Raw genomic sequence first — 507 nt, 5'->3', positions numbered from 1 at the left:
CGGTGCTGGTGGGCTGCTGGGTCACGGCGGGGTGCAAGGCGTCGGCGGGGCCGGCGGGGCCGGCGGATCCGGTGGTCTGGGAGGCGACGGCGGCAACGGTGGGGCGGGAGCGTGGACTGTTAACAACGGCATCGGGGGCAACGGCGGCGACGGGGGCGATCCCGGGGCCGGTGGCGCCGGCCCCGCCGGCGGTGCCGGCCTGAGCCCGGGCGCTGGTGGTGCGGTGGGGGCGACCCCGACTAGCGGCGGCAATGGCGGAGCCGGCGGGGCTGGTGCCGCCGGTGCGGTCGCGGGTCAGGCCGGTGCGGCCGGCGGGAACGGCGGCAACGGCGGCTTGGTCGGCAACGGCGGCGCCGGCGGTAACGGCGGCAACGGCGCCGTCGGCGCTGATGGTGCTGCCGCCACGACTGCCGGTGGTGTCGGCGGCCTGGGTAGCAGCGGCGGTGGCGGCGGGACCGGCGGATTGGGTGGCGCCGGCGGTTCCCACGCCGGAAACGGGGGTAGCGG

1 protein-coding gene is annotated in these 507 nt (G+C 79.3%); it reads left to right on the top strand.

The window, feature by feature from the left end:
- A partial coding sequence (locus BST12_RS32645; RefSeq protein ID WP_211281416.1) for a hypothetical protein occupies nt 1-507 on the top strand: 507 nt, incomplete at both ends.

Origin of the sequence: Mycobacterium angelicum (assembly GCF_002086155.1) — a bacterium.
Lineage (GTDB): Bacteria > Actinomycetota > Actinomycetes > Mycobacteriales > Mycobacteriaceae > Mycobacterium > Mycobacterium angelicum.
Note: the sequence above shows the minus strand (reverse complement) of the source record. Positions and strands in the feature narration are given on the sequence as shown.